24 protein-coding genes, 1 tRNA gene and 1 pseudogene are annotated in these 25,585 nt (G+C 63.5%); 15 read left to right on the forward strand and 11 right to left on the reverse strand.

Annotation, left to right across the window (positions count from 1 at the left end):
• Together EJ070_RS27600 and EJ070_RS27605 are read right to left on the reverse strand one after the other, a co-directional pair.
• Positions 1–408, reverse strand: a pseudogene (locus tag EJ070_RS27600) (AAA family ATPase); the annotation flags it as partial.
• Between the two features lie 41 nt (positions 409–449).
• Positions 450–1,271, reverse strand: a complete 822-nt coding sequence (locus tag EJ070_RS27605) for an enoyl-CoA hydratase (RefSeq protein ID WP_126094186.1) — start codon at positions 1,269–1,271, stop codon at positions 450–452.
• A 149-nt stretch (positions 1,272–1,420) separates the two neighbouring features.
• Here EJ070_RS27605 and EJ070_RS27610 point away from each other — a divergent pair, with 149 nt between their 5' ends.
• From EJ070_RS27610 to rpsI, 3 genes are all read left to right on the forward strand, one after another.
• A complete protein-coding gene (locus EJ070_RS27610) occupies positions 1,421–1,885 on the forward strand; it encodes a PaaI family thioesterase (protein ID WP_126094187.1) in 465 nt (154 codons plus the stop codon).
• A 227-nt stretch (positions 1,886–2,112) separates the two neighbouring features.
• Positions 2,113–2,577 (forward strand): 50S ribosomal protein L13, encoded by a 465-nt coding sequence (gene rplM, locus EJ070_RS27615; RefSeq protein WP_059184834.1) that lies wholly within the window; start codon positions 2,113–2,115, stop codon positions 2,575–2,577.
• Positions 2,577–3,053 carry a 30S ribosomal protein S9 gene (rpsI, locus tag EJ070_RS27620; protein WP_126094188.1) on the forward strand — a complete coding sequence of 159 codons (477 nt, stop codon included), beginning with the start codon at positions 2,577–2,579 and terminating at the stop codon, positions 3,051–3,053. The genes rplM and rpsI overlap by 1 nt, the downstream gene beginning before the upstream one ends.
• A gap of 58 nt (positions 3,054–3,111) precedes the next feature.
• Here rpsI and EJ070_RS27625 read toward each other — a convergent pair whose 3' ends face one another.
• Positions 3,112–4,023, reverse strand: coding sequence for a LysR family transcriptional regulator (locus EJ070_RS27625; RefSeq protein WP_126094189.1), 912 nt, complete (start codon positions 4,021–4,023; stop codon positions 3,112–3,114).
• Between the two features lie 95 nt (positions 4,024–4,118).
• Between EJ070_RS27625 and EJ070_RS27630 the strand changes: the two genes are divergently transcribed.
• On the forward strand, positions 4,119–4,991 hold the full coding sequence (locus tag EJ070_RS27630; protein ID WP_126094190.1) for an aldo/keto reductase family oxidoreductase: 873 nt from the start codon (positions 4,119–4,121) through the stop codon (positions 4,989–4,991).
• Between the two features lie 181 nt (positions 4,992–5,172).
• On the opposite strand, the gene EJ070_RS27635 is transcribed toward EJ070_RS27630, so the two are convergent.
• Entirely contained in the window at positions 5,173–6,231 is a 1,059-nt protein-coding gene (locus EJ070_RS27635) for a glycerophosphodiester phosphodiesterase family protein (protein ID WP_126094191.1), read from the reverse strand.
• Positions 6,232–6,325: 94 nt separating this feature from the next.
• Positions 6,326–7,537, reverse strand: coding sequence for an acyltransferase (locus EJ070_RS27640; protein WP_126094192.1), 1,212 nt, complete (start codon positions 7,535–7,537; stop codon positions 6,326–6,328).
• Positions 7,538–7,658: 121 nt separating this feature from the next.
• Between EJ070_RS27640 and speB the strand changes: the two genes are divergently transcribed.
• Both speB and argC read left to right on the forward strand, forming a co-directional pair.
• Positions 7,659–8,660, forward strand: coding sequence for an agmatinase (gene speB, locus EJ070_RS27645; RefSeq protein ID WP_126094193.1), 1,002 nt, complete (start codon positions 7,659–7,661; stop codon positions 8,658–8,660).
• 29 nt (positions 8,661–8,689) lie between these two features.
• Positions 8,690–9,622 carry an N-acetyl-gamma-glutamyl-phosphate reductase gene (gene argC / locus EJ070_RS27650; protein WP_126094194.1) on the forward strand — a complete coding sequence of 311 codons (933 nt, stop codon included), beginning with the start codon at positions 8,690–8,692 and terminating at the stop codon, positions 9,620–9,622.
• A 22-nt stretch (positions 9,623–9,644) separates the two neighbouring features.
• Here argC and EJ070_RS27655 read toward each other — a convergent pair whose 3' ends face one another.
• Entirely contained in the window at positions 9,645–10,736 is a 1,092-nt protein-coding gene (locus tag EJ070_RS27655; protein ID WP_126094195.1) for a COX15/CtaA family protein, read from the reverse strand.
• A gap of 152 nt (positions 10,737–10,888) precedes the next feature.
• Here EJ070_RS27655 and EJ070_RS27660 point away from each other — a divergent pair, with 152 nt between their 5' ends.
• Positions 10,889–11,104 (forward strand): DUF2842 domain-containing protein, encoded by a 216-nt coding sequence (locus tag EJ070_RS27660; protein WP_126094196.1) that lies wholly within the window; start codon positions 10,889–10,891, stop codon positions 11,102–11,104.
• A gap of 9 nt (positions 11,105–11,113) precedes the next feature.
• On the opposite strand, the gene EJ070_RS27665 is transcribed toward EJ070_RS27660, so the two are convergent.
• The gene (locus EJ070_RS27665) at positions 11,114–12,172 is read right to left on the reverse strand and encodes a polysaccharide deacetylase family protein (RefSeq protein ID WP_126094197.1); all 1,059 of its coding nucleotides are present in this window, start codon (positions 12,170–12,172) and stop codon (positions 11,114–11,116) included.
• 90 nt (positions 12,173–12,262) lie between these two features.
• On the opposite strand from EJ070_RS27665, the gene EJ070_RS27670 reads away from it, so the two are divergent.
• Both EJ070_RS27670 and EJ070_RS27675 read left to right on the forward strand, forming a co-directional pair.
• Positions 12,263–13,492, forward strand: a complete 1,230-nt coding sequence (locus tag EJ070_RS27670) for a GNAT family N-acetyltransferase (protein WP_126094198.1) — start codon at positions 12,263–12,265, stop codon at positions 13,490–13,492.
• A gap of 177 nt (positions 13,493–13,669) precedes the next feature.
• Entirely contained in the window at positions 13,670–13,906 is a 237-nt protein-coding gene (locus EJ070_RS27675; RefSeq protein WP_126094199.1) for a hypothetical protein, read from the forward strand.
• 35 nt (positions 13,907–13,941) lie between these two features.
• Here the strand turns inward: EJ070_RS27675 and EJ070_RS27680 are convergent, their stop codons facing one another.
• Complete coding sequence (locus EJ070_RS27680; protein WP_126094200.1) at positions 13,942–14,376, reverse strand: peptidylprolyl isomerase; 435 nt, start codon at positions 14,374–14,376, stop codon at positions 13,942–13,944.
• Between the two features lie 288 nt (positions 14,377–14,664).
• Complete coding sequence (locus EJ070_RS27685; protein ID WP_126094201.1) at positions 14,665–16,848, reverse strand: exopolysaccharide transport family protein; 2,184 nt, start codon at positions 16,846–16,848, stop codon at positions 14,665–14,667.
• Between the two features lie 263 nt (positions 16,849–17,111).
• Here EJ070_RS27685 and EJ070_RS27690 point away from each other — a divergent pair, with 263 nt between their 5' ends.
• Positions 17,112–17,675 carry a polysaccharide biosynthesis/export family protein gene (locus EJ070_RS27690; RefSeq protein ID WP_126094202.1) on the forward strand — a complete coding sequence of 188 codons (564 nt, stop codon included), beginning with the start codon at positions 17,112–17,114 and terminating at the stop codon, positions 17,673–17,675.
• A gap of 8 nt (positions 17,676–17,683) precedes the next feature.
• On the forward strand, positions 17,684–18,814 hold the full coding sequence (locus tag EJ070_RS27695) for a glycosyltransferase (RefSeq protein WP_126094203.1): 1,131 nt from the start codon (positions 17,684–17,686) through the stop codon (positions 18,812–18,814).
• Here the strand turns inward: EJ070_RS27695 and EJ070_RS27700 are convergent, their stop codons facing one another.
• Positions 18,815–21,298: a winged helix-turn-helix domain-containing protein gene (locus tag EJ070_RS27700; RefSeq protein WP_126094204.1), complete on the reverse strand. Its 2,484-nt coding sequence runs from the start codon at positions 21,296–21,298 to the stop codon at positions 18,815–18,817.
• A 111-nt stretch (positions 21,299–21,409) separates the two neighbouring features.
• On the opposite strand from EJ070_RS27700, the gene EJ070_RS27705 reads away from it, so the two are divergent.
• The 4 genes from EJ070_RS27705 to EJ070_RS27720 all read left to right on the forward strand — a co-directional run bounded on the left by EJ070_RS27705 (position 21,410) and on the right by EJ070_RS27720 (position 24,847).
• Positions 21,410–21,691: a DUF1127 domain-containing protein gene (locus tag EJ070_RS27705; RefSeq protein ID WP_126094205.1), complete on the forward strand. Its 282-nt coding sequence runs from the start codon at positions 21,410–21,412 to the stop codon at positions 21,689–21,691.
• A 152-nt stretch (positions 21,692–21,843) separates the two neighbouring features.
• The gene (locus tag EJ070_RS27710; protein ID WP_126094206.1) at positions 21,844–23,379 is read left to right on the forward strand and encodes an undecaprenyl-phosphate glucose phosphotransferase; all 1,536 of its coding nucleotides are present in this window, start codon (positions 21,844–21,846) and stop codon (positions 23,377–23,379) included.
• Positions 23,380–23,468: 89 nt separating this feature from the next.
• Positions 23,469–24,716: an O-antigen ligase family protein gene (locus EJ070_RS27715; protein ID WP_126095924.1), complete on the forward strand. Its 1,248-nt coding sequence runs from the start codon at positions 23,469–23,471 to the stop codon at positions 24,714–24,716.
• A gap of 54 nt (positions 24,717–24,770) precedes the next feature.
• Positions 24,771–24,847, forward strand: a tRNA-Pro gene (locus tag EJ070_RS27720).
• Positions 24,848–25,157: 310 nt separating this feature from the next.
• Here EJ070_RS27720 and EJ070_RS27725 read toward each other — a convergent pair.
• Entirely contained in the window at positions 25,158–25,385 is a 228-nt protein-coding gene (locus EJ070_RS27725) for a DUF1127 domain-containing protein (RefSeq protein WP_189350097.1), read from the reverse strand.
• Positions 25,386–25,585 lie beyond the last annotated feature (200 nt).

Genomic DNA, 25,585 nt, shown 5'->3' on the forward strand with positions numbered 1-25,585 from the left:
ATCGAGCGCGGCGCGATCGAGGTAGCGTGCTACGGAATAGAAGGACTCGGCGCGAAAGAACCAGCCCGCGGTGACCTTCGGCAGCCAATGGCACCGTAACGCGGCAGCAAGTGCCGTGCCGCTCTTGTCCACGGCACTGGAGTGGTCGACCGGCCGGTAGCCCTTGCCGCCGCCAGCCTCATCGTAACCCGCCAGCGCGCCGATGGCCTCTAGCAATGTCGATTTGCCGGTGCCGTTCTCGCCGACGATGATGGTAATAGCGGTCGCGAACTCGAACTCGAATTCGCGGCTCTGAAAGATCGGCAGGTTCCAGGGATACTTTTCCCAATCCGCGACCCGCGACGGCTCAAGCAGGATGCGCTTGAGATAGGGCGCCTTCAGCCGCGTCAATTGCTTGCGGGCAGCCACGTCAGACCCTCAACGATGGAAAAGCGCGGCTGCATTCCGGGCTATTCGTCGGTCCATTCCGGCTTGCGCTTGCCGATGAAGGCGCCGATGCCTTCCTCGGCGTCGCGCGCCAGCATGTTTTCGACCATCACGCGGCCGGTATAGGCGTAGGCGTCGGCGAGGCCCATTTCGGCCTGGGCGTAGAAGGCTTCCTTACCGGTCTTGACGACCAAAGACGATTTTGAAGCAATGGTTTGCGCGTATTTGTTGACAACCTGATTCAGATATTCGCGCGGCACGATGCGATTGATCAGGCCGAATTCCTTGGCTGTCGCCGCGTCGATCGTCTCGCCGGTGAGCAGCATTTCCATCGCCTGCTTGCGCGAGACGTTGCGCGACAGCGCCACCATTGGCGTCGAGCAGAACAGGCCGATATTGACGCCGGGCGTGCAGAAAGTCGCCTCGTGCGAGGCGATCGCGAGGTCGCAGCTCGCGACCAATTGCAGGCCGGCGGCAGTGGCAAGGCCATCGACCTCGGCGACCACCGGCTTTGGGTGGCGCACAATTGTCTGCATCAGGCTCGCGCAAGCCGAAAAGGTCTTTTCGAAAAAGGCTTTGCCGCGGTCGGGATCGGCGCGGTGCGCGGTCATTTCCTTGAGGTCGTGACCGGCGCAGAAGACCTTGCCTGACGCCGCCAGGATGATGACGCGAACGGACTTGTCTTGTCTCACACGGTCGAATTCCGCCTGCAACGCCGCCATCGTCGCCAGCGAAAGCGCGTTGGCCGGCGGGCTGGCGAGCGTGAGGCGCAACACGCCCTTGTCCTGGCTCGCCAAAACGGGGCCATCGGCGACGGCGGGCTTGATGGCAACGACTTCAGCCACTTCTAAACCTCTCGGTCAGCACTCGAAACGCATGGAGCAACAGAACTACCACGCTGCCGGTTGAAGAACAGCCGCGAGACGTGTTTTCTCCGTCGCACCGTTTGGTCCAGGCACCCGCGCTGGAACTTCCCCGTATATAGGAATCGCGCATGCCCGCTAAAAGCAATCTCAAGCCGGTGCTGACTGCCGCGGAAGTCAACGCGCTGATGGCAAGCGTCTATCCGCAGCTCAACGACCAGTTCGCCGTCTATGAGGCGTTGGAAGTGTTTCCCGGCGGCTGCACGGTGCGGCTCAATGCCGACGAGCGGCATCTGCGCCCGGGCGGTACGGTGTCGGGCCCGTCGCTGTTCACGCTGGCCGACATCGGCGGCTATGTCTGCGTGCTCAGCCACGCCGGGCCGGACGCGCTGTCGGTGACCACCAACCTCAACATCAACTTCATGCGCAAGGCCGAGGCTGGCCCGATCGACGGCCATTGCCGCATCCTGAAGTTGGGCAAGAGCCTGATGGTGTTCGACATCGACATCGTCGCCGGCCCGGACGGGCACACCGTGGCGCATGCGACCGGCACCTATTCGATCCCGCCGAAGCGCTCGGCTGATGCGGTAAAATAATACCTCTTGAACAAGCCATTGTTTTTATTTGACTTTATGCACCAAGCGGGTTTTCCATCGCCTTGACGCGTTTCGCGCCCTCGCCTATAAGCCCTCGCGAAGCAGCGGCCCGCAACGGCCGCCGTTTTGTTATTGGCGAATGGCTCCAGCCGCTCCGTCAATCCAAGCAACAAGAAACGCCTTTCCTTGTCCTTGCGGATAAGGAAGGTCAACCTGAGAGCAAAACCATGGCTACCTTTTCGCAGAAGCCTGCGGATGTGGTGAAGAAGTGGGTGCTGATCGACGCCGAGGGTCTCGTCGTCGGCCGCCTCGCCACTGTCATCGCCAACCATCTGCGCGGCAAGCACAAGCCCACCTTCACACCGCATGTCGATGATGGCGACAACGTCATCGTCATCAACGCCGACAAGGTGGTGTTCACCGGCAAGAAGTACACCGACAAGGTCTACTACTGGCACACCGGCCACCCCGGCGGCATCAAGGAGCGCACCGCGCGCCAGCTGCTCGAGGGCCGCTTCCCCGAGCGCGTCGTCGAGAAGGCCGTCGAGCGCATGATCCCGCGCGGCCCGCTTGGCCGCCGCCAGATGAAGAATCTCCGCGTCTACGCAGGCGCTGAACATCCGCACGCCGCCCAGCAGCCCGTCACGCTCGACGTGGCCAAGCTGAACTCCAAGAACAAGAGGGCCTCGTAATGGCTGAGCTTTCCTCGCTCGCAGAACTCGGGACTGTCACGACCGCCGCACAGCCGGCGGCACCCGTCCACGTCCAGAAGCTCGACAAGTCGGGCCGCGCCTATGCCACAGGCAAGCGCAAGAACGCCATCGCGCGCGTCTGGGTGAAACCCGGCTCCGGCAAGATCACTGTCAACGACAAGGAATTCGCGAGCTATTTCGCGCGTCCGGTGCTGCAGATGATCCTCAACCAGCCGATCGTCGCCGCCAACCGCGCCGGCCAGTATGACATCATCGCCACCGTCATCGGCGGCGGCCTTTCCGGCCAGGCGGGCGCCGTGCGTCACGGCATCTCCAAGGCACTGACCTATTACGAGCCGGCGCTGCGCTCCGTGCTCAAGAAGGGCGGCTTTCTCACCCGCGACAGCCGCGTCGTCGAGCGCAAGAAGTACGGCAAGGCGAAGGCCCGCCGCAGCTTCCAGTTCTCGAAGCGCTGAGCGCTGCGACCACAAGTCTCGAAAGGCCGCCTCCGGGCGGCCTTTTTGTTTCACGCAGCTATTGGCCGCGTCCGGCCGGCGTCTTGATGTAGTCGATGAAGGCGCGCAGCGGCGCCGGCACCAGCCGGCGTCCGGGATAGTACAGAAACGGCCCGGAAAATTCCTGCCACCACGGCTCCAGCACAGGTTCCAGCACGCCGCTCTCGAAATGCGGGCGCACCCAGTCCTCGAACAGCCAGAGAATGCCGACGCCAGCGATCGCCGCATCGATAGCGAGATCGACGCCTCCACCGATGCTGACAACCAATGGCCCCGTGGGATCGACCCGCACCACCTCGCCGTCCCGCTCGAACTCCCAGGGCGTCATGACCCCGCTCGGGAAGCGGCCGCGCACGCAGGCATGGCCAAGCAGGTCGCGTGGGTGCTGCGGCCGACCGTGCCGGTCAAGGTAGGACGGCGCGGCGGAGGTCGTGAAGCGCTGCGCGCGCGGCCCGATCGGCACCGCGATCATGTCCTGCTCCAGCCGCTCGTCATAGCGGATTCCAGCGTCGCAGCCCGCCACCAGCAGATCGATAAAGTTCTCCTCGGCGATCACCTCCAGGCGAATGGCAGGATAGGCCGCGAGAAATCCAGGAACGATTTTGGGCAGCACCAGCCGCGAGGCGCTTATCGGCACGTTGAGCCGCAAGGTTCCGGCGGGCCGGTCGCGAAAGCCGTTCACCACATCGAGTGCGGCTTCTACCTCGCCCAATGCGGGGCCGAGCCGCGCCAGCAGGCCGGCACCAGCCTCGGTCAAAGCGACGCTGCGCGTGGTGCGGTTGAAGAGCCTGACACCGAGCTGGGTTTCAAGACGGCGGATGGCTTCGCTGAGCGCTGACGCGCTGCCGGCCGTGGCGCGGGCGCCCTCGCGAAAGCCGCCGGCGCGCGCCACGGCCATGAACGCCTGAAGATCGTTGAGATCGGCCGCCATTGTCCTAAATTTCGTACAAGCTGCGCTGAATATAGCCGGTTATCGGGACAGCGGCCATGCCCTATCTCCGTCGTCGACAGCGAAGGAGAACCACGATGTCCAGCGTAAACAAATCCGGCACCTACAAACTCGGCGGCGATTCGGTCCGGCGGCTCGGCTACGGCGCCATGCAGCTTGCGGGCAAAGGCGTGTTCGGCCCACCGAAGGATCATGACGCGGCCATCGCCGTGCTGCGTGAGGCAGTGGCGAACGGGGTCAACCACATCGACACCAGCGACTATTATGGCCCGCATGTCACCAATCGGCTGATCCGCGAAGCGCTGGCGCCCTACCCCGGCGACCTTACCATCGTCACCAAGATCGGCGCCCGCCGCGGCAGCGACGCATCCTGGCTGCCGGCCTATTCACCGGAGGAACTCACGCAAGCCGTGCATGACAACCTCGCCAATCTCGGGCTCGACGTGCTGGATGTGGTCAATCTGCGCATCATGTTCGACACCCATGGTCCCGCCGAGGGCTCGATCGAAGCGCCGCTCACCGTGCTCGCCGAGCTGCAGCGCAGGGGCCTGGTGCGCCATATCGGGCTGAGCAACGTCACCCGCGCGCAGATCGCGGAAGGCCGCCGCGTCTGCGAGATCGTCTGTGTGCAGAACCAGTACAATCTGGCGCATCGAGGCGACGACGCGCTGATCGACGAGCTTGCCCGCGACGGTATCGCCTACGTGCCGTTCTTCCCGCTCGGCGGCTTCAGCCCGCTGCAGTCGTCGACACTGTCGGGCGTCGCTGAACGGCTCGGCGCGACGCCGATGCAGGTGGCGCTGGCGTGGCTGCTCAACCGCTCGCCGAACATCCTGCTGATTCCCGGCACGTCGTCGGTGGAGCATTTGCGGGAGAATCTTGCGGCGGCGGAGTTGGAGCTGTCAGAGGATGTGCTGAGCGAACTGGAGGGCGTGGCGAAAGCGGCGTGATTAGCTGATCTCCCCCCTTGAGGGGGAGATGTCGCCAAAGGCGACAGAGGGGGTCGCTTCGCGTGGAGCGCCAGCGCCTTCCGCGACGAAAGACAACGCCGGCGATTTACGTGAGGCGACCCCTTCTGGCCTGCCGGCCATCTCCCCCTCAAGGGGGGGATCGCAGCTCCGGCGGCGGCTCTCAGTTGATGCTCGCCGTATGCGCCGGCTCAGCTTGCTTCACGTCGATCGTGTAAGGCACCCGATAACCGTTCGCCGTCAGCCATTCGATCGCCGCCTTCGGCTCATCTGTCTGGATGATGGTCGCGCCGCGGTCGACCCAGAAACCCCAGGCTTCGCGCGGCAGGCCGGCGGCCACCGCCAGTTCGTCGCCGCGGCCGCCGGCGAGGAAGCCGCCCGGCTTGTTGACGATGGCGTAGCTGTCGGCCCAGAGGTGCCAGTCGCCGCGCACCGCTTCCGCCCGCATGCGGGTGCTGAACAGCGGGCCGCCAGATATGGTCAACGTCTCGGCGCCGTTGCGCCAGTTGATCAGCTCGACCGCGCGCAGCGGAAATGCCCGCGCTACTTCCTCGGCAAAGGCGGCATCGTGCACAGCGTCATCGGCAAGGATCGGCATGAACTGGAAGCCGCTACCTGCCTGGGCGAGCGCAGCCCTGGCGGCGTCGATGCGCTGGCGGTTCCACAGGTTTTCCTTGACGATCACCTGATCGGCCATGCCGAGATCACGGGCGACCGCGATCATTCCCGGCAGGTCGGTCACCTCCAGCTTGTTGTCGAGGTTGATCAGGATCCTGTCCTTGGTCGTAAGCAGCATCTCGCGCAGCGTCGACACCGGCTCGTTGGTGACGGCGCCCGTGCCTTCGACCACCAGCCGGCATTTTTTCAGCTCTGCCAGCGTGAAGCTGCCCACCTCGCCCCTGCAGGTCGTCGTGCGGTCCAACCAGCTGTCATGCATGACGACAAATTCGCCGTCCTTCGAGCGACGGATATCAACCTCGACGATCTCGGCGCCGATGGCGATCGAGCCCTCGACCGCGGCAAGCGAGTTCTCGGCATAAAGCCTCTTGCCGGCCTGCATGCTGCCGGCGCGGTGGGCGGCGATCATCACATGGTCGCGCCACTGGTTGGCGTGTTCGAAACGGTCGAGGATTTGGGCAGCGCGTGTCTCGCCGGCTAAGCTTTGGCCGGAGACGGCCGCAAGGGTGGCGGACAGAAAAAGGCTCAGCCAGAGTGTTCGCATCGGGGAATCGCTCCGTTCCGGGTCGGGTCCCGGTTAGGCGATGCCCATGACAGGGTGGTGAACGAAGCCGGCTAGCTGTTAAGCCGAAGGCGTCTCAAATCCGCTTGGCAAATCGACGGAACCAGGCCAGCGCCGGCATTTCGACGAAGCGCCAGGTGAACCAGGATGCGACGATGACGGCGATCAACATTGCTATGATCGCGGCGAAGCCGATCCATGGCGAGCCGACGCCGAAGCCGGTCACCTGATCGCCGCGCAACGTCATGTCGCCGACAATGCCAAGCCCGAGCTTGCGCTCGAGGAGGCCGCCGACATTGATCATGCGGCCCTGGACGAAGATGTGGACCATGTAGATCGAGTAGGAGAGCGAGCCGAGCAGCAGCATCGGCCGGCTTGAGAGCAGCGCGCTGATCAAGCCGCCCTCATGCGCGAAGAGATAGAGCGCCAGAGCGAAGACGACGGGCGCGGCGATCCCGGCGTCGTTCGATCCGGCGACCGAAACGAACAGCCCGATCGCCGCGACCATGGCGAGCTCGGCCATCGTCCAGGCAATGCGCCCTGCGCCTGCCATCGCCTGTCGCGCCTCTGCAATGGAATCGTGCTGAAACCAGGCCAGCAGCGCGCCGAGCGAGAAGCCGTAAAGGCAGCGGATGAAGCCGAAATCGAAGGACACGTCCATATGACGGGTCGAGAAGCCAAGCAGGAAGAAAGGCGCCGTGACGGCCGCGGCGGCGAACCATATCCAGGCGCGCCGGCCGGTCGCGAGCACCACGCCGGCAAACAGCAGATAGGTGAAGAACTCGGCCGAAATGCTCCAGCTCGGCGCGTTCCAGGTCAGATGCTCCTCCACCCCCATGCCCTGCAGCAGGAAGAGATTGGCGACAAGACTTCTCAGATCAAAGCCTGCGGTGAAGGGCGCGGCACCGGTTCCATGCAGTGCCGGCAGGGCGAGCCGCATCGCCTCGAAGGCGACGAAAGCGGCAAGCATCGAAAGATGCAGCGGGTAGATGCGGCCAAAGCGCACCAGCGCGAAACGGGCAATCTCACCCGGCTCGCTCAGCCGGCCGCTGTAGGAGCTGGCGATGACGAAACCGGAAAGCACGAAGAAGAAATCGACGAACAGATAGGAGCCGCCGACAAAGGCGCTCTGGGAGATTATCGACGTCGTGGGAAAATGGAACAGCGCCACCAGCAGCGCGCAGATGCCGCGCCAGGAATCGAGCACCAGGAAGCGCTCGCCGGCCGCCGTGCCGGTTCGGGTTGCCGCCGGAGCAGGTGCGAGGTTGAGCAAGGCGGCCTCGGTCATAATGATACAAATCCTGTGTTGCCATGGCACTCGGCGAGCGCCATTCCGTCTCCGCAAGCTGTGACTGGCATGTTGCGTGCCGGTTCTGTAGTGCTGCCCCGATGACAACCGAGGACCCGTAATGGCGAACAAAGAGATCGACCACGCCTTCACCGCCCGTTCCAAGACGGGCGCATCGTTCGAGCCGACCTATGCCGGCGCGCTGTCGTTCATGCGGCGCAAGTACACGAAGGACGTAAAGGGCGCGGACGCCGTCGTGTGGGGCATCCCCTTCGACGCCGCCGTCACCAACCGGCCGGGCGCTCGCTTTGGGCCGCAGGCGATCCGCCGCGCTTCGGCGATCCTCGACAACGATCCGCAATATCCGTTCTCGCGCGACCTGTTCGAACAGCTCGCGGTGATCGACTATGGCGATTGTCTGCTCGACAGCGGCAATCATCAGAAGACCCCTGGCGCGATCGAGCGCGAGGCGGCCAAAATCTTGAAATCAGGCGCCTTCCTGTTGACGCTGGGCGGCGACCATTTCGTCACCTGGCCGCTGCTCAAGGCGCATGCGGCTATCCACGGGCCGCTGGCGCTGGTGCAGTTCGACGCGCATCAGGACACCTGGCCGGATGACGGCAAGCGCATCGATCACGGCTCCTTCGTCGCCCGCGCCGTGAAAGAAGGCATCATCGATCCCGACCGGTCGATCCAGATCGGCATTCGCACGCATGCGCCGGACACGTTCGGCATCAAGATCCTCTACGGCCACGAGGTCGAGGAAATGCGCGCCTCCGACATCGCCTATGCTATCGTCGACCGGACCGGCGGCAGGAAGACCTACCTCACCTTCGACATCGACTGCCTCGACCCGGCCTTCGCGCCCGGCACCGGCACGCCGGTGGCCGGCGGCCCGTCCTCGGCCAAGATGCTCTCGACGCTGCGCCAGCTCGGCCAGGTCGATATCGTCGGCGCTGACGTCGTCGAGGTTGCGCCGGCCTATGATCATGCCGATATTACGGCGATCGCCGGATCGATCATTGCCATGCACTATCTTGGCCTGGTGGCCGAACGGAAGGCGCGGCTCGATGACCTGAACAACGGCACTCATGCCGTTCTACATAACGCTAACGGCATATAGCCTTGAAATCGCAGGGAATTTTGTAACCGATGAAACCGAAAATCTTCATTGACGGCGAGCATGGCACGACAGGCCTGCAGATCAGGGCGCTGCTGGCCGACCGCGGCGACCTGGAGATCATCTCCATACCCGCGGAGCGCCGCAAGGAAGCCGCGGCCAGGGCCGAATTCCTCAATGCCGCCGATGTCGCGATCCTCTGCCTACCGGATGCCGCCGCCAAGGAAAGCGTGTCGCTGATCGAGAACGACACGACCAAGGTGATCGATGCCTCGACCGCGCATCGCGTGGCCGAGGGCTGGGAATATGGCTTTGCCGAAATGGACAAGGATCAGGCGAAAAAGATCGCCAATTCCAAACGGATCGCCAATCCCGGCTGCTGGCCGCAGGGGCCGATCGCAACGCTGCGTCCGCTGGTTTCCGCCGGCCTGTTGCCCGCCGATTTTCCGATCACCGTCAACGGCATTTCCGGCTATTCCGGCGGCGGCCGCCCAATGATCGAGGACTATGTCGGCAAGGGCGAGGATGCGCCCGAGTTCCTGCCCTATGGCCTGACGCTGCAGCACAAGCATGTGCCGGAGCTCAGGACCTATGCGAAGCTGACGCATGATCCGATCATGCAGCCGGCGGTCGGCAATTTCGCGCAAGGCATGATCACGGTGGTGCCGCTGCAGCTCGGCGGCCTCGACCGCGTGCCGACAGGCGCGGAGCTTCATGCGGCGATCGCCGACCACTACGCCTCGATCGATGGCGGCGTGGTCGAGGTCGCGCCCTATACGCATATGGAGCGCATGCCGGAGATCGATCCGGAGGTCTATAACGGCACCAATCGGATGAAGGTCTATGTGTTCGCCAATGACGAGCGTGCGCAGGCGCTTCTGCTCGCCGTTTACGACAATCTCGGCAAGGGTGCCTCCGGGGCCGCCGTGCAGAACCTGGACCTGATGCTCGGCATCAAGCACTGAGCGGCGATGCACAAGGTGCGCTTCAGCTTCTGACAGCGATCTCGGTCGGCAGCGGATAAGCGCCCTTGGTGCCGCGCCAATGCGCGGCGGCAAAGCCGAGCACGATCAGCGCGAAGCCCTGGTGGGTCAACGCCATGTGCAACGGCACCTGCATCAAGAGCGTGCCGATGCCGATCGAGGCCTGCACCAGCACCAGTAGGAACAGCAGCGTGGCGCGGCGGGCATGCGTCGTGGCGGGCTGGCGCCGCCACGTGGCGATCATATGCCAGAGCGACACCACAAAGAGCGCGTAGGCGCCGAGCCGGTGCACGAACTGCACCGTCTTCGGATTCTCGAAGAAGTTCAGCCAGGCGGGTTTCAGCAAGAAGAGATCAGCCGGGATCACCTTTCCGTCCATCAGCGGCCATGTGTTGTAGCTCAAGCCGGCGTGGAGGCCGGCAACCAGCCCGCCGAGATAGATCTGGATCAGCGCCAAAAGCACGATGAAGCCGGCAAGCCGCTGCGTCGAGCGGTCGGCGGCGCGCTCGGAGTGGGGCGCCAACCCTCGCGCGACCACCATGGTGGCGGTGTAGATCAGCGCCGCGATCGTCAGATGCGTGGCCAGCCGGTACTGGCTGACCGAGACGCGGTCGACCAGCCCCGAAGCCACCATCCACCAGCCGATGGCGCCCTGCAGGGCTCCGAGCAGGAGGATGCCTAACAGCTTCGGCCCGAGGCCGCGCTCTATGCGGCGTGTTGCCCAGAAGAACAGGAGTGGAAGGGCAAAGACGGCGCCGACGCTGCGCGCAAGGATGCGATGCACCCATTCCCACCAGAAGATCGACTTGAACGCCTCGATGCTCATGCCATCGTTGAGCTCGGCATATTGCGGGATCTGCTGGTAGCGCTGGAATTCTTCCTGCCACTCGGCATCGTTGAGCGGCGGGATGACGCCGTGGATCGGCTTCCACTCGGTGATCGACAGGCCGGAACCGGTGAGCCGGGTGGCGCCGCCGACCAGCACCAACGCGAACAGCACGAGCACTACGAAATAGAGCCAGCCGCGCACCAGTGCGCGGTTGCGGAGATCGCGGTCGCGGGCGGCGTATGGGGCCGTGGCGGTGATGGCGGCCATGGGACGGTTCCCGGCAATTGAAACGCGCGATTGGTGGACCATGACCGTCCCGGTGGCAAGGCCGCACAGCGCGGCACGCCGTCGCGCCGGTGAGCTATGGTTGCGCATGGCCGTCGTTCGGCCTAAGCGATGCGGGTCAACGGAACCGCGACATGCCCATTCGCCTGAAAAAGCTGATCGGAACCATCCTGCTGGTGGCTCTGGTCATCATCTATGCGCTGATCGCTTCGGCCGTCGCGGTCACCAGGCTCGCCGAATATGGCGCAACGGCGCATTTCCTGTTCTTCCTGTTCAGCGGCCTGCTCTGGGTGCTGCCGGCAATGGGCATCATCAAATGGCTGATCCTGGAGCCACCTCAGAAGGGCTGAACCGCCTTATCAGATCGTAACGACCATCTTGCCGGCATTGGCGAGCGGCGTGGTCACACCCGACAGCATCGTGCGGATATGGGCGACGCTCTGGTAGCGGCCGTTGACGGAGATGCGCGGCAGCGCATGCAGGAAGCCGGCATGCTCGGCTCTCAGCACGCCGTGCCGCGTCGTCACCGCAGAGACATAGCCGGCGTCTCGGGCAAAACCCACCTCGCGGCAGCCGACCGCGCTGGCATAGCCGTAGGGGTATGCGAAATGGCGCGGCTCCAGCCCGAGCCTTTCCTCGAGGATGCGCCGGACCTCACCGATCTCGTGGCGCGCGTCCGCCTCCGAAAGCCGCTTGAGGTTGCGGTGGTTGACGGTATGCGCGCCGATCGTCACCAGCGGATGCGCGGCCATCGCGCGGATCTCGTCCCAGCTCATAAGCGTGCCGGGACGGCTCTCGCCAAGTTCGATCCCGTTGGAACGCGCCAGTTCGCGCAGCGCGGCGCCCTGCTCTTCTTCAGGGACTTCAAGGGTCAACCAGGCATTCAGCCGTGCAATGACCTGAATCTTTCGGCCAGGCGTCGAGCAATCAACGACCGCCGATCCCCTCGCCGTCTTCAGCGTCAGGTGTGAGCTGGTGTCGACGATATCCTCGACGACGTCCCACCACAGGTCGACGGCACCGTCGATCAGGCCTGGCGCGACATAGATGGTGATCGGCGCGCCGTGCTTTTCCAGCACCGGCAGCGCCTCGGTCATGTTATCGCGATAGGCATCGTCGGCGGTGATGGTGGCAAACTGGCCGTGTTTGCCGCCCGCCTCGATGCGTTCGATCGCTTCATCAAGGGTAACAAAGGCATAGCCCCTTCCCTTCATGTCGGCGATCAGCTTGTCGAGGAAGGCTGGGGCGATGTTCAGGTGGCGATTGACGCTGTTCGGCTTCTCGGGCGTGGCGGTCACGCGATGCAGCATCAGGATGGCGCCGATGCCGCCGACGAACGGCTTCGCCAGCGGAGCGAGGCCGGTGTAGCGGGCAACGTTCAAGGCCAGTTTCCGGATCGCCTCGCCCCCGTCGATCATTCCTTCACCTTTTGCGCCTAGGCTCATCCAAGCACGACTTGCGCCTATGCGAACCCCAGGTTGCAACCAATACGTCTTAAGGATTGAGGGATGGTTGACGCCGCCGCGTCATTTGACGGCAATCGGGTCGCGGCCAATGAAGCGCCGGCGCGTGCGCCTGCCTCGAACCAGACCCGACTGACGGCGGCGGTGAGTGACGGCGCCGGCCTTGCCGATTACGCGCAATTCTGCGCTTCGGCGCTGTTTGCTCCGGCACAGAGCGCATCCTGGGTGCGCAACTGGGCGACCGAGACCAAGGCCGACATGGTGGTCGCCACGCTGAACGCCGAAGGCAGGCCGGTGCTTGTGCTGGCGCTCGAAGTCGTCCGGAGAGGCCTGTTCCAGGTCGCCCGTTTCGCCGGCGGACGTCACGCCAACGGGAATTTTCCCGCCGCCGACCAGCGGTCGCTGCAAAGGATCGACAGCTCGGCTATCCGTTCCCTACTCTCGGCAATCGCCAAGGCGCGGCCGGACATCGACCTTGTTGCGCTGGAGCGGCTGCGGCCCGATCTCGACGGCGTCGCCAATCCGCTCGCCGCGCTGCCCAATTTCCCGAGCCCGAACCTTGCGCTCGCGGTCGATCTCGACGGCGGCTTCGATGCGCTGCTCGCGCGCGCGAGCGGCAAGCGCAAGCGCAAGAAGCACCGTTCGCAGACGCGCAAATTCGAGGCCGTCGGCAGCTTCGGCCGCATCGAGGCGCGAAGCCGCGAAGAGGTCGACAGGCTGCTCGACGCCTTCTTCGACATGAAGGAAGTGCGCTTCGCCAAGATGGGCATAGCCAATGTGTTCGGCGGCGCGGAAGTGCGCGCCTTCTTCCGGGCGGTGTTTGCCGATGCGCTGGCCGAGCAAAGGCCTTCCTTTCTGCTGCATGGGCTGGAAGTGGCCGGGAAGCCTCGCGCCGTTACCGGCTCCAGCCGCTCGGGCAAGCGCCTGATCTGCGAGTTCGGCGCAATCGCCGAGGACGATCTCGCCTTCACCAGCCCGGGCGACTTCCTGTTCTTCGACAATATCCAGGAAGCCTGCGAGCTCGGCTTCGACGTCTACGATTTCTCGGTCGGCGACGAGCCCTACAAGCGGCTCTGGTGCGACATCGAGGTCCAGCATTTCGAGGTGCTCGCGCCGCTGACGCTCAAGGGCCGGGCGCTGGCGACGGGGTTGCGGCAAGGAGCGCGGGCAAAGGCGTTCATCAAGAACAACCCGACGGTCTGGAAGCTGACCAAGATGCTGCGCCGCAAGGCTGCCGGACAAGCGGCGCCCGCTGTTGCCGAGGACGACAGTTAAAGCGCGTCGCGCCGAACCGAATCAGGCGACGCGCTTCAAGTCTTTGTTTTGATGCATGTCTTTCGCCGTCGATCTCCCGGTTGATACGGGCAAACAGGTCGAGGTCGAGACCTTGAAGAGCCTTGGGCGGAACCTATCGCCAGCCGTGAGGTTTTCGCACTCAGAAGGAGAACGGCCATGGCCAAGTGCGACCAATGCGGCAATGACTACGACAAGGCATTCCAAGTGAGCCTGGGCGGGCAAACCTACACATTTGACAGCTTCGAGTGCGCGATCCACAAGCTCGCGCCGACCTGCCCTCATTGCAGGGTGCGGATCATGGGGCACGGCGTCGAGCAGGGCGATATCATATATTGCTGCGCGCATTGCGCCGAGCAGGAAGGGGCCAAAGCTCTGGTCGATCGCGCGCCTTGACGGTTCTGTATCCGCCGGGTGCCTTCCAGATCTAACTACGCCGCCTGAACGATCTCGACCAGTTCAACGTCAAACACCAGGTCCTTTCCAGCCAAAGGATGATTGCCGTCGAGCTTGACGCTGGAATCGTCCACGCCGACGACCGTTACTTGCATGGCACGCCCTTCGCGGGTGCGGGCCTGCAATTGGGTACCAACATCAACGTTGATGTTTTGCGGCACGCTGGCGCGGTCGATGGTTACGACCGCTTCGGGGCGATGGGGGCCATAGGCGGCGTCGGCGGGAACGGTAACGGTGCTTTTCGTGCCGACCTCCATGCCCTCGACATGCGTTTCGAGACCGGGAATTACCTGTCCTTCACCCAGCGTGAATTGCAGCGGTTCGCTGCCGGAAGAATCGAATTGAGTGCCGTCGACCAGACGTCCGGTATAGTTGATGCGTACAGTGTCGCCATTCTTGGCCTGTGTCATAGCAACCATCCTTTTGGGAGTTTGTGGGGGGACCGGCCTGGAGTTCACGGTCCCGCTATCGATCATCCACGCACGAAAAGTGCGCGGCGCGAAGAGCTAAACCTAGGGCCTCTGCTTCCGATGTAAAGTGCTGGGGCCGCCGAGAAAATGTCCGGGCTCGGCCTTGTACCTAAGGGCTGTCATACCCCGACACCGACTGAACCATGCTCGATTCGTCGCGGTCTCTTCCCGATACCTCAGGGCAATCGTTTAGCGGCGCGTGCAGAACAGCCCTGTTGGCGTTCAGCCTTATGCAGCCGAGCGACGTCCAGGCAACGGATTTCCAGGCTCATGGCCGACCGGCGTGACCAGGGTGACATCCGGATAGCCGTTCTCGATCAGTTTCACCGCGGCTTGCGTCACCTCTTCGTCGGCTTCGAGCATCGACAGGAAGACCTCCGTGCCGTCGCCGACGAGGCGGCTGATGCCCTGCGCATCGGCCGGGCCGCATTCGACCACCACGAGATCGTAGGCCGTTGTCAGCGACTGCATGATGATCGGCAGCCTGTCGGCGGCGCGCATAGCCTTGACCGGATCGGCGGTGCCGACAGGAATGACATGCGCGTCCGAATAGAGATCGGGGTGAATGACGTCGCTGAACTGCGCTTCGGACGCCAGAAGATTGGTGATACCGGGGAAAAGCCCGCTATCGAGCATCGGCCGCGATGCCGCGCCCGAAGCGGTGAGATCGAGCAGCAGCACGCGCAGTCCCGCATCCGACACTTCGCGCGCCACCAGTACGGCGGTAGCGGCGGCCTCGTCGCCTTCCGGCGAGACGAAGATGGCGCGCGCCGCACCCGAGCCGATCAGCTTTTCCGCCGCCCTGTCGACATCGATCTCCCCCAGCCTGGACCGCCACGGCTCAGGCGCTTCCGTCGCTACCGGGTCGTCAGGCGGTGCCGCCCTGGCGGCGCTCTGTCCGATCCGGTCGTCGGCGACCGAGTCGCCGCCGCCTGCATCCTCGGCTAAGGCCGCCGGCTCGCTCCGCGCCACCGGCATCGTCACCTGCTCGATCGGCTCGAATCTGGCGCCGGCGGCCGGACGCATGGCGCGGCCGGAGAACAATTCCTTCAGCAGCGTGCCGATCGCCATCAGCAGCAGCGATGCGGCCGCCGTGGCGCCCGTGATCGGACCGATCTTCGGGAAATAGGGTTCCGTCGGCACCTGCGCTTTCGACAGCAGACGAGCGTCCACAGGCAGATAATTGCGGTCGGCGCGCGAGGCCGCCTCGCGATAGCTCGCCATATAGGATTCGAGCTGCTGGCGCTGAGCATTGGCGTCACGCTGCAACGCGTCGAGTTGCACCTGCTGCTCGCCGGCGCGGGCCGAAGCGGCCTTTAGCTGGTTGACCTCCTGGACGAGCTGGTCCTCGCGAGCCTTGGCCGTCTGCGCTTGGGTCGCCAGACCCTTCAGGATCTTCTGCCCCTCGTTGCGGATCTGGCCGTTGAGATCGGCGAGCTGCGACTTCAGCGCCCGGATGCGCGGATGATTGTCCAGCAGCGTCGTCGACAGGTCGGCAATGTTGGTCCTCAGTTCCACCTGCCGCTCGAGCAGGCGCTGGATCAATTCGGAAGACAGGACTTCCGGCACGCTGTCGAGCGTGCCGCCATTCTGAAGCGCCTTGCGCACGCTGTCGGCGGTCGCCTCGGCGGCGGCGCGATTGGCGCGCACCCGCGAAAGCTCGGTCGACAGTTCGGAAAGCTGTTGGGTCGCGAGCACCGAATTGTTGCCGCCCATCAAGAGGTCCGATTGCGCGCGGTAAGCAGCGACCTTGGCTTCGGCCTCCTTCACCCGATTCTGTAGATCGGTGATTTCCGGGCCGAGAAAGCCGGTGGCGGCGGTGTTCGATTCCTTTTTCGCGTTGCCCTTGGAAGCAAGATAGGCCTGCGCGATCGCGTCCGCGACCCGCGCCGCAAGCTTTGGATCCTCCGAAGAGAACTCGACTGCAATAACGCGAGATTTTTCAACGCCGTAGACGTTGAGCTTATCGCGCATCGCCTTGAGCACGCGCTCTTCCGGCGAAATGTCGAAAGGGTCGCTCTTCAAGCCGACCAGGACGAGGGCGCGGCTCAGCGCCGACATCTTCAGCGTCTCGTCGAATTCGGGCACTTTCTCCAGATTGAGATCCGTCGCCACCTTCTTGAGTATGTCGGGCGACGATATGATCTGGACCTCGGTGGCTACGGCCTCCTCGTCGGTTGCCGGCTTGTCATCATTGGTTGCGCCGGCCGGCCGCGTGAAGACCGACTCGCGCGGCCCGATCTCCAGCTTGGCGGTGGCCTTGTAATAAGGCGTGGCCAGCCAGGCGAAGGCAAACGCCAGCCCGGTGACCACGAGCGTGACGAGAACAATGCGCAGCCAGTTCCTCGCCAGACTGGCGAAGAGCTGCCTCAGATCGACATCGACATCTGCGGCCGCGGACTGAACGGACATGCATCCTGCTCCGGAACTTTGAGTCGAGGATAGACCGTAAACAACTATGGTAACTCACCCGTTAAGATCAGAACGCATGCTTATTAGAAGACACTCAAAGAACATCGGACGAAGGCAATAGAACAATTGGGTTTTTGCCTGCCGTCACCGCTTCCGGGCACGGTCCTTTACCGGCCATTAACCCTAACAGGATGATAACGGGCGCACTTCCTGGGGTTGGCCGCAGCACTGGCGGCGAGAGCGACGAAGGTTCGTGTCCGATCATGAAAAGCACTGCTTATCTCTTTCGCGCCATGCTTGCCTTGTCGCTGCTCACCGGCTGTTCCAGCTACCGCCCGACACCCGCCGCCTTCCATGAAGTGCTCGACCAGCCTTACAGACTCGGCGCCGGCGACCGCATCCGCGTCACCGTCTTCGAGCAGGAAGGGCTGACCAACACCTACAGCGTCGACCAGTCCGGCTACATCTCCTTCCCGCTCGTCGGCGCCGTGCCGGCGCGCGGCCACACCGCCCAGCAGTTGGAAAAGGAAATCGCCGACAAATTGCGCCAGGGATATCTGCGCGATCCCGATGTGTCGGTCGAGATCGACCGCTACCGGCCGATCTTCGTCATGGGCGAAGTCGGCGCGGCGGGCCAGTATTCCTATGTGCCGGGATTGACCGTGCAAAAGGCGATCGCGATCGCCGGCGGCTTCACGCCGCGCGCCAACCAGGAAAGCGTGGACATCACCCGTGATATCAACGGCAAGGTCATGACCGGCAGGGTGCAGACATCCGACCCGCTCTTGCCCGGCGACACCATCTACGTCCGCGAACGGCTGTTCTGAAAACCAACGTGGCGGCTCACCTCCGCATCGTTCACTGTTTCCGCTCACCTGTCGGGGGAATCTTCCGGCACGTGCGCGATCTGACCGAGGCGCAGGTCGCCGCCGGCCATTCCGTGGGCATCGTGTGCGATTCGACCACGGGCGGCGACTATGAGGAGCGGCTGTTCAAGGCGATGGAGGGGAGTTTAGCGCTCGGCATTCATCGCACGCCGATGCAGCGTCATATCGGGCCTGGCGATATGACGGCGGCCTGGCGCACCTATCGAATCATCAAGGAATTGCGGCCGGACGTGCTGCACGGGCACGGCGCCAAGGGTGGCGCGTATGCCCGTCTGTTCGGCTCACTGTTGCGGGTTTCAAGGTATCGCGTGGCCCGCCTTTATTCGCCGCATGGCGGCTCGCTCCACTATGACGAAACGACGGCCACGGGAAAGCTGTTCTTCGCGCTTGAGCGCTTCATGGCGCGCTTCACCGACTGCCTGCTGTTCGTTTCCGACTACGAACGGCGAACCTACGGCCGCAAAGTCGGCGAGCCGCCGGTCCCCAACACGCTGGTCTACAACGGCCTGCGCGCCGCCGAATTCGAACCGGTAGGAACGGCGGCGGATGCCGCCGATCTTCTCTACATCGGCATGATGCGCGACCTCAAAGGCCCGGACATCTTCATCGACGCACTGACGCAGGCAGGCAGCGAGATCGGCCGCCCGTTGAGCGCGGTGATGGTCGGCGACGGCGACGACCTGCCGCGCTACCACGCCCAGGTGGAGCGGCTTGGATTGAAGAGCCATGTCCGTTTCCTGCCGCCGATGCCAGCCAGAGAAGCCTTCGCGCTGGCTGGGCTGATCGTCGTCCCGTCCCGCGCGGAAGCGATGCCCTACATCGTGCTGGAGGCGCTGGCCGCCGGCAGGCCGATGATTGCGACTGCGGTCGGCGGCATTCCGGAAATCTTCGGCGAAGGCTCCCCTGCCCTAATACGGCCGGATGCGGACCAGCTCGCCGAGAGGTTGGGCACAGCTCTCAACGATCCCGACGCCTACCGGAAACTGATGCCGCAGGGCGGCGAGCTCAGGGCGCGATTCGGCGCTGACGTCATGGCGGCCGAAATCGAGAAGGCTTATTTCGCGGCGCTTCGCGGTTAGTCAGGTCGGAAGAGCCGCAAATCGTCGTTCGAAACCCGCAAGAACGTCCGCCTCGAACACGCTCAACGACCGGCCCCGTTCCCACAGCGCGGCGTAGGATTCCCGGTCGAGCTGCGCCGACAGGATGGTCTCGATCCGCTCCCGCTGAGCAGCTTCGGTAGACTGCCGGCCGTCGGGCCAGTCCTCAAAGCAATGATCGACAAATCCAAGCATGAGCGCGGCATCGTTCAATCTTCCGTCTCGGGCCGCGAGCTCGGTGGCATTTTGGATGATGCACCAGTGCCATGACGCATGGTCGCGCGGGAGATATTTCCACGCCTCGTCGATGGCTTCCCTTGCCGCCTCGGTATTGCCTAGCGCCATCGAATAGCAAGCGAGATTGCTAAGCTGAGCACCGAGTTCAAGCGAGCTGCCGCGTTCACGAAGGCTTGGCAAGATGCCTTTGGCGAGCGCGAACGCGCCTTGATGATCCTGTCTTCGGTGAACCATTTCAGCCAGATACATGGTCGACCGGAAGAGGCCACGCTCGTTTCCGCACGACCGATGCATCGCCAATCCCGCCTGGCACTTGGTCATTCCGGCGACCTCTTCTCCACCGGTCAACAGCCACAAACCAATCGAAACGAGCGCCCACGCCTTCAACTTTGATGATGGAAGTTTAGCCGACAGGGTCTCAAGCCGCGCGAAAATCGGGGCGGCCTCGGAACGACGGCCGGCGAAGTTGAGCGTGGTCCCAAGAAGAACGAGGGCATGCGACAGCAGCAGATCGTTTGCGTCGGCCTCGAATTGCCGCACCGCCTGCATCAGCGCCTCGATCGCGCGCAGGTCCTGGGAATTGATCCGCGCGAGCTCCCCAACCGCAAGGAAAAGGCGGCCGCGAAGCGACGGGTCGAGATCATCGGCGAAGGCGACAGCCGCCTCGGCAAACCGAAGGCCCTCGCCGGCGAGCTGAGCTTCTATCCAATAGCGATAGCTGGCGGCAGCCAAACCGACGAACAGGGCCCAGTCGGCGCTTGATCTGGCCCATTCAAGGGCCGAGCGCAGATTGTCGGTGTCCGGCCGATAGGCTGCTACCCAGGTTGCGTCCGGAACCAGCTCCCATCGTGCGAGGCTTTGCTCGAAGCGGCTCCGGACATGGTCCGCCAGGCGTGCCCGTGCATCTTGCTCTTCGTTCTGCCTGGTCAATTCCTGCAAGGCGAAGTGGCGCGTCGTCTCCAGCAATCTATAGCGGGTCCGATCTCCACCGTCGCGCGTAACCATCGATCGCCTGATGAGCTCCGACAAGTGGTCGTCGGCATGCTCACCGACCACGGCGCGAACACCGTCCAGCGTAAAGCTGCCCTGGAACACACCAAGCGCCCGCAGAGCCCTTTGCTCGCCCTCGGCAAGCAGCCCGTAGCTCCACTCAAGCGACGCCGCCAACGATCGATGCCGCCCCGGCGTGTCACCCCAACCCGTCGAAAGCTCCGCGAAGCGCTCGGCAAGCTGGCGGTCCACTTCGCCGAGGCCAAGAGTCGCCGATCTTGCCGCCACCATCTTGAGGGCAAGGGCGACGCCGTCGAGGCGAACGCAAAGTTGCCGCACGATAGGCAATTCGTCGACAGCAACAGTCTCGCCCTGCGCTTCATAGCAGTGGATGAGGAACATTTCGGCGGCCGAAAGACCGCTTTCGAAAGCTGCTTCGAGGCCGAACGGCGCGAGCCTGAAGACGTGCTCCCCGCTCAGCCCCAGCGGCACCTGCGAGGTCGTGACGATCCTCAGCTTCGCGGCTTCGGAAAGCAGGGAACGGACAATGTTGGCAACGGAGTGGGCAACGTGCTCGCAATTGTCGAGAACAAGCAGCCCGGCCAGTGGCCGCAGCATATCGACGATGGCGAGCAGTGGGGTGGTTTCGGTTCTGACCGGAATGCCGAGGACTTGCATGATCGCACTCTCGACGAAGCTGCCGTCGGGCACGGACGCCAGGTCGACAACCCAGACACCGTCTGGAAAGCCGCCGGCGAGTTCCTCGGCGGCTTTGAGGGCCAACGTCGTCTTGCCGACGCCGCCCGGGCCCAGGGTCGTAACCAATGGATATTGGTTGACGAGTTCCACGAGGCTTCTGACTTCGTGGTCGCGCCCGATGCATTCCGGTCGGTAGCGAGACAGATTGCCACCGGAGCGAACGGCCGGCGCCATGCGCTCCTGGATGCGCGTGGGCGGTGGGCCAACATACCGATAGCCACGGCCATGGACGGTCGCGACGAAGTTCGGGCCGAGGGCTTTCCTGAGCGCGGACATATGCACGTGAAGGGTGTTTTCTTCGACGACCGTGCCCGGCCAGAGAAGATCGAACAGGTCGCGCTTCTCGACCAGCACATTGGGGCGCTCAAGAAACACGAACAGCAAGTCGATGCTGCGCGCGCTGAGTTCAATCGCACCCTCCGGACCGTTCAGCGAACGCTCCCGCTCGTCCAGCACGAAATCGCCGAAGGACAGCGCCATCGCCAATCCTGAATTGACCTCACAGAAACGCTACAGAAGATTTCAGCATTGCATCAAGGACTTTCCGTCTACGCAGCCGCATCGTCCCGCCATGGCCATTGGAGAACGACGATGCAAAGCCTGCAAGCCATCCTCAAGCTTATCCCGCGCATTCTCGCTGCGACCATGGCGGTCGCGAGAAGCACGCTCGCGGACGCAGCGGCAAAACATCGGGATCGCCGCATCCTCGAGAGACTAAGCGCCGCCGAACTGGAAGACATCGGCCTCTGCCGTGGCGCGGATGGTGCGATCGACTTCCAACCTCGCTGCCCAGATGAATCCGAGCCCAAAGGCGGCGGCATCGAGACACTTTACGGCAGCCCCGCCATGGCGACCGCGATAGAGAAGGCCTAATTCGCAGGCCTAAGCTTGGCCGACGCTAATTCGGTCCGGACGAAAGACCGTCAGTCGCCGCGAGCGACAGACAGCTTCAAAACCACCGGTTGTTTCAAGGCTTTCTTAGCTCTCTTTTGCTATCCACTTTTGCGTAGCTCGCGGACAATCCCATGAACGAGATCGATCCCGCACACCGCTTTTCCATGGACGCGGTGCGCAAATTCGAGGGCCCGGCCGAGGGTCAGGCGCCCAGCGGCATCAACGACGTCGCGCGCCAGGTCGCTTCGCAGTACCGGCGCGATACGATGTCGCCGATCATGGTCAGCGGCGTGCTGCGCATGGTCGAATTCGCGATGCTGTTCCTTTCGGGGCTCGGCCTCTATCTCTACTTTGTCGGCTTCTTCAACTACCTCGCCTGGCAATACCCGCTGTCGATCGCGGCGGCGTCGTTCCTCGCGGTCGTGCTGCTCGACGTCACCGACAGCTACCAGATCGCGGCGTTGATGCGCCCTGTCGCCAATTTCGGACGCGTGCTGCTCGTCTGGGCCAGCACCTTCGCGCTGATGGCGCTCACCGCCTTCGCCATGAAGGCATCGGAAGACTATTCGCGGCTTTTGTTCGGCACCTGGTTCGTGGTCGGCTTCGTGCTGATCTTTACCCTGAGACTCGTGATGTCCAGGCTGATCAGGCGCTGGGCGCGCGACGGGCGCATGGAGCGGCGCGCCGTCATCGTCGGCGGCGGCAAGTCGGCCGAGATGCTGATCCGCTCGGTCGAGAAGCAGCCCTACAACGACATCCGCATCTGCGGCATCTTCGACGACCGCGGCGACAAGCGCTCGCCGCCGATCGTCGCCGGCTACCCGAAGCTCGGCACCATTTCCGAACTGATCGAGTTCGCCCGCATCGCCCGCATCGACATGCTGATCGTGTCGCTGCCGCTGACCGCGGAATCGCGCGTGCTGCAGCTTCTGAAGAAACTCTGGGTGCTGCCGGTCGACATCCGGCTCTCGGCGCATTCCAACGCGCTGCAATTCCGCCCGCGCGCCTATTCCTACATCGGCTCGGTGCCGATGCTCGACATTTTCGACAAGCCGATCAACGACTGGGACTCGGTCGCCAAGCGAAGCTTCGACATCATCTTCTCGCTGGTCGGCATCATCCTCTTCTCGCCGGTGATGCTCGCCACCGCGATCGCCATCAAGCTCGACAGCAAGGGTCCGGTGCTGTTCAAGCAGAAACGGCACGGCTTCAACAACGAGATCATCGAGGTCTACAAGTTCCGCTCGATGTACACCGACAAATCGGATCCGACCGCCAAGCAGACGGTGACCAAGAACGATCCGCGCGTCACCCGCGTCGGACGCTTCATCCGCAAGACGTCGATCGACGAGCTGCCGCAGTTCTTCAACTCGCTGCTCGGCTCGCTGTCGCTGGTCGGGCCGCGGCCGCATGCGATCGCCGCCCAGTCGCACAATCTGCTCTACAACGAAGTGGTCGACGGCTATTTCGCGCGCCACAAGGTCAAGCCCGGCGTCACCGGCTGGGCCCAGATCAACGGCTGGCGCGGCGAGATGGACACCAATGAAAAGATCCGCATGCGCACCGAATACGATCTCTACTACATCGAGAACTGGTCGATGCTGTTCGACCTGCGCATCCTGTTTCTGACGCCGGTCCGCCTGCTCAATACGGAAAACGCCTATTGAGCGCGGTCGCGCATGAACTGCCGGCGGCCCCGGTCAACCAGTTGCCGCCCCAGGCGGTCAACCAGTTGCCGCCCCAGGCGGTCAACCAGTTGCCGCCCCGGGCGGTCAACGCCAAGCTGATCGCGCTGATTTCGTCGGCGGCGATAGGCATTGGCATCCTGCTTTCCGGCTTCGTCATCAGCGAGCCCGCGCCTTACGAGCTCTACATGGCCGGGCTGATCGTCGTATGGGCGCTGTTCGGCCTGAAAATATCGCGGGCGATATTGCCGCTCTTGGTGCTGCTGGTGGCGATGAACATCGGCGGCATGATCGCGATGACGCAGATGACGGAGCTCGCCAGCACGCCGCTCTATCTCGCCGTCTCGCTGTTCCTCGCCTTCAGCGCGGTCTTCTTCGCCTCGGTCACGTCGACGCAGCCCGGCCTCTACCGGCTGATCTTCATCGCCTATGTGGTGTCGGCGGTGGCGACTTCCCTGCTCGGCATCGCCGGCTATTTCCACGCCTTCCCGGGCGCGGAAATGTTCACCAAATACGACCGCGCCGCCGGCGCCTTCCAGGATCCGAACGTGTTCGGCCCGTTCCTAGTGCTGCCCGGCACCTATCTGCTCTATCTGCTCTTGGCCGGTCCGGTGTCGCGCATGCCGCTGCTGGCGGTGCCGCTGCTGATCATCACCGCCGGAATCTTCTTCTCCTTCTCGCGCGGCGCCTGGGGCATGTTCGCGGTGTCGGCGGTGCTGCTTACCGCCTGCCTGTTCCTGCAGAGCGCCAGCGGTATGTTCCGGCTGAGGGTCGTGGTGATGACAATCGCCGCGGTCGCCCTGCTGGTCATCGCCGTCCTCGTCATCCTGCAACTGCCCGGCGTGTCGGACATGTTCACCCAGCGCGCGCAGCTCGAGCAGAGCTATGATACCGCCCGCCTCGGCCGCTTCGCCCGCTACGCGATTGGCTTCCAGTTGGCGCTGGAGCACCCGTTCGGCATCGGCCCGCTGGTGTTCGGCACGATCTATGGCGAGGACACGCACGACATCTGGTTGAAGGCGCTGATGGACTATGGCTGGCTGGGCTTCGTCTCGTTCCTGACGTTGACCTTGTGGACGATCGCCGCCGGCTTCCGCATCCTGCTGCGCGACCGACCCTGGCAGCCCTACCTGCTTTGCGCCTATGTCGCCTATCTCGGCAATATCGGGCTCGGCACCTTCATCGACATCGACCACTGGCGCCATCTCTATCTGCTGCTCGGCCTGATCTGGGGTGCGATCGCGCTGGAGTACCGGCATCAGAAGCAATTGCAGTTGGTAAGGTCGGTGCAGGTGGCTGCAATTTCATCGGTAAGATAACCGCCGAATTCGGTTGACCCGCACCGGGTTATCACGATACATCGCCACCCGGTCCGGAGTGTAGCGCAGCCCGGTAGCGCACTTGACTGGGGGTCAAGGGGTCGTCGGTTCGAATCCGGCCACTCCGACCATTTTAAGCCTCGAGACTTGGCCCCCCCAAATCCCTTCCGTCAATCGAGAGCAATCCTGCCGTTGCGGAAGAGCGTGTCCTTGATCTGGCTGTCTTCCGGATAGTGGTAGTGATTGGCGACAAACAACAACGCCTCTTTCTGGGCCGCGTTTATTGCGCCGCTAAGAACGCGTCGATTAGTGTTTCGGTGCCCACTGCCACGCAGCCGCAGCCACCGAGGCCGCACATGGGGCAGGTACCAGGCGTTCCGGTCATCGTGGCGCAAGCGAAGAGGAGATTTAAGGCGCGCCGCGCATGCCAGCTTTCTCTTCTTACCAATTTCCCCTCCGGTTCTGCGCCGCACTATTGAGCGCGTGAGAAGTGGATCGATCGAAGCTGTCGACGCAGGCCGCATCGACGTCTGCTTTGGTCAAGCCGATGTCGCGCAGATGGAAGTTGGACAGGTGACCGAGCGAGCGCTCTATGTCGCGGCGCATCCGCCATTCATGGACAAGGGCCAGCAGGCGTTCGAGCGGCCGGCCACGAAAAGTACCCGGCATGCGGAGTGCGGTCCAGCCTAGCGTCGTTTGCGTCATATTATGCCTAGCCATGATAACCTCCGTTGGTCGGGGATGCTCGAATGACGATCACCATGACGGTGGAAGGCGGGCAGGCGCTAGGGCAGCTTCGTCAGCGTTCCGCTTCAGATTGTGAACTGGCTCTGGACCTCCACAGGGTCTAACTTGCGGCAAAGGAGAGT

The organism is Mesorhizobium sp. M1E.F.Ca.ET.045.02.1.1 (assembly GCF_003952485.1).
Lineage (GTDB): Bacteria > Pseudomonadota > Alphaproteobacteria > Rhizobiales > Rhizobiaceae > Mesorhizobium.